Origin of the sequence: Nocardia thailandica NBRC 100428 (genome assembly GCF_000308795.1) — a bacterium.
Taxonomy (GTDB): Bacteria; Actinomycetota; Actinomycetes; order Mycobacteriales; family Mycobacteriaceae; genus Nocardia; species Nocardia thailandica.
The window spans coordinates 1-3,183 of record NZ_BAGK01000110.1; the positions used below are offsets into that span (position 1 = coordinate 1).

Consider the following 3,183-nt stretch of genomic DNA (forward strand, 5'->3'; position numbering starts at 1 on the left):
CGGGCCATGACGATGCCGCCCGCGTGGTGGCGGTACATCAGCCGCAGGAACAGCGCTTCGGCCTCGGCGCCGCGGGCGGCGGCGAGCGCGTCCAGCTCGGCGGTGCTCGCCAGGCCGGGCATGGCGGCCTGCGCCGCGCCGTGGCGGTGGCCGTCCGGCATCCAGCGCATCGGCTCCGCCGCGGTCGGCGCGGCGCCGGCGAGCTGGGTCCAGCCGAGCAGGGTGCCCAGCTCCATGCGCTGGCTGTCGGCGATCTGGGTGGCCAGGCGGCGCAGCGCCGGGTCGGCGGCCGGGTCGAGGCGCTCGGCGATGAGCAGGGCCTGCTGGTGGTGGGCGGTCATGTCCTGGGCGAAGCCGATCTCCACCGCGCCGAGCACGGGTGCGCCGGACGCGGCGGCCGGGACGAGGACCGGGCGCAGCGCGGCGCCCAGCACCATGGCCAGCAGGATCGCGGCGCACGCGGCGGCGAGCCGGTAGGCGGGCCGCATCAGGAACCCACCGTCGATTCCTGGTCCGCCGGGGCGGTGTACACCGACCCGTCGAGTTCGAGGACCTGGAATCCGTTGTCCGAGCAGGCGACGAAGAGCTGATTGCCGCGCCACTCCGGCGGGGAGAAGCACCAGTCCGAGGACAGGTCGCCCAGCGCGAGGTCGCCGGAGCGGGCCGACAGCGCCTGCCCCACGTCGAACGAGCCCTCCAGCACGGCCCGCAGCGCGGCGGGCGCGGACATGGCCGGGACCCCGATGAGCGAGGCCAGCGCGTGCGGGGAGTTCCAGATCTGCAGGTTCTGCCCCGTCCTGGCCGGCGGGTTGTAGTAGGCGATCTCCCGGATGGCGGCGGGATCGCGGACGTCGAAGACGCGGATTCCCGACGAGATCCAGCCGCAGGCCAGCGCCGTCGGGTTCGCGGGCCGGTCGGCGGCGCAGTAGTGCGATTCGTAGGAGAAGATCGAGCCGCCCATCGACGAGGCGAGCCCGGAGTCGATGTTCTGCGGGAGGTTGATCTCGAGCTTCAGGCGCGCCGCGATGCGGGGCCGGTCGTCGTCGGAGACGTCGATCAGCTTGACCCCGCCCGCGCCGCCCTCGTCCACGGTGAACAGGTGCGGCACGCCGTCGTAGGTGACGGGCACGCTGTGCTGGGTGGCCCACCCGTCGGTCCAGAACACCCGGCCGACGTGCGGCACCTGGGGATTCGGGTCGCGGCGCTGCACGGCGCTGACGTCGAGGACGGTGAAGCCGCCGAGGGCGGAGATGTAGAGGCGGTCGCCGTCGGGGCTGACGCCGAAGCCGTGGGCCTCGATGCCGGTCAGCCCCTGCCAGACGACGCGCGGTTCGGCCGGGTCGGTGAGATCGACGGCGCTGACGAATCCGGGCGCGATGCCGGAGGTCCAGTACGTGCGCCCGTCGGGTGAGAAGCCGCCCTCGTGCGTGGTGACCGGCAGCGGCATGAGCAGATTCGTGCCGCGGCCGGGGTTGAGCAGGCGCGGGTGGGCGCAGTCGGAGATGTCGTAGACCGACAGGTAGCCCGCGCCCTCCCCGACCGGGACGCCCGTGCCGACGAGCAGCTTGCGGGCGGCGTTGACCTTGAGCGTCTCCCAGGTGCCCGCCAGCATCGCCGGTTCGGCGAGCACGGCGGTCAGCCTCGGGTCGGCGGGGTCGGACGCGTCGATCACCTGCACGCCGGGGTGCTCGGTGACGAGCGTGCCGGGGAAGAACGAGCCGAGGTAGGCGCAGTGCTCGAAGCTGGTCGAGGTGATGCCCGCCCCGCGGCCGGTGTAGCCGCCGACGCGGGTGATGTTGCACCGGTAACCCAGAGCGCTGCGGCCGGATTCGCGGTCGGCGGCCGGGACGTCGCCCTGCAGGCCGGTTTCCGGCAGCGAGCCGGGTCCGCAGTCGGCGCGCGGGACGGCCGTGCGTCCCGCGTCGAGGAATTCGTGCACCAGGGTCGAGACGTCGGGGGGCGGATCCGCGCCCGCGCCCGCGGGGAGGGCCACGAGGGCCAGGACGGCGGCCGCGGGTGCCGCGGCGGCGCGCAGCAGGGCACGCCGGAATCGTGTGGGCATCGTTGCCTCCCCGATCGAGCGGTGGGAGCGACGTCGCCGATCCGACCCAGACAGCTCCCCTCGTTCGGATGGTAGGAGACGGCCGACCGGCCGGGATCGGTTTCGGCCGATTCGCCTAACTCGGGAAACCCACCGCGCGACGTTCTGAGACGATGCCCGGCAGGAGTCAGGGCGCCTGGACCAGGGTGAGTCCGCCGCGCTTGCGCAGGGTGAAACCGAGCGATTCGTAGAGCCGGATCGCGGTGGTGTTGTGGGCCACCGCGTGCAGGAACGGCACCTCGCCGCGCGCCCGGATGCCCGCGCCGACCGCCCGGATCAGCCGCGTGGCGTAGCCGTGACCGCGATGGGCGTGGTCGGTGCAGACGGCGCTGATCTCCGTCCAGCCGGGTGGATGCATCCGTTCCCCGGCCATGGCGACCAGCTGCCCGTCGATCCGCAGGCCGAGGTAGGTGCCCAGCTCGATGGTGCGCGGGGCGAAGGGGCCCGGTTCGGTACGGGCGATGAGGGCGAGGATCTCGGGGACGTCGGCGGCGGTGAGCACCTCGAGCTCGGGGTCGGTCGCCACCGCGAGGCCGCTGCCGTCCATCTGCACCGACGAGAAGGTCTGCTGCACGGTCCAGTCCGGCGGGATCCGGTGCCCGTCGCCGCGCAGGCCGGTGGTGCCGCCGGGGCCGAGCACGGTGGCCAGGTCGCGCCAGTCCTGCTCGTCGAGCACGGGCGGGTGGCCGACGAACCGGGCCACCTCGGGGTCGTAGCGTCCGATCCGGCCCACCCAGGTCGCGAAGCGGCGGTGCGCGCCGCGCAGCGAGGACCGCACCGGGTCGTCGAGGGGATGCAACCCGACCCCGGTGTCGGCCACGTACTCGATGGTCACTGAGAGCTCCTGTCCGTCCGGCGGGCCGGGCGCCGGTGCCGTGTGCTCGGCACCAGGACGTTAGCCGTGCGCACGATCACCGTCACCGGTTGCGCTCGCGCCGATCCGATCCCGCTCCCCGGTGTCAATTCCGCCGTGGCGCCGGGTATTTCCCTGCCGTCGCCCTGATTTCAACCGTTGACAGCGCGCACCGGCCCGGCGGCGGGCCCGGCGCCGCCCGCCTGCCTGGGCTTTCGCGCCGCGCCGC

3 protein-coding genes are annotated in these 3,183 nt (G+C 73.9%); all 3 read right to left on the reverse strand.

What is annotated here, in order from left to right; all coding sequences use genetic code 11:
• Window positions 1-488 (reverse strand): DUF305 domain-containing protein (locus tag ON36_RS11515; protein WP_043651230.1); only part of this gene is annotated, 488 nt, incomplete at its 3' end.
• Window positions 488-2,062 (reverse strand): LVIVD repeat-containing protein, encoded by a 1,575-nt coding sequence (locus ON36_RS11520; RefSeq protein WP_052313877.1) that lies wholly within the window; start codon window positions 2,060-2,062, stop codon window positions 488-490. The genes ON36_RS11520 and ON36_RS11515, both read right to left, overlap by 1 nt.
• A gap of 166 nt (window positions 2,063-2,228) precedes the next feature.
• Complete coding sequence (locus ON36_RS11525; protein ID WP_043651232.1) at window positions 2,229-2,936, reverse strand: GNAT family N-acetyltransferase; 708 nt, start codon at window positions 2,934-2,936, stop codon at window positions 2,229-2,231.
• Window positions 2,937-3,183: the final 247 nt, after the last annotated feature.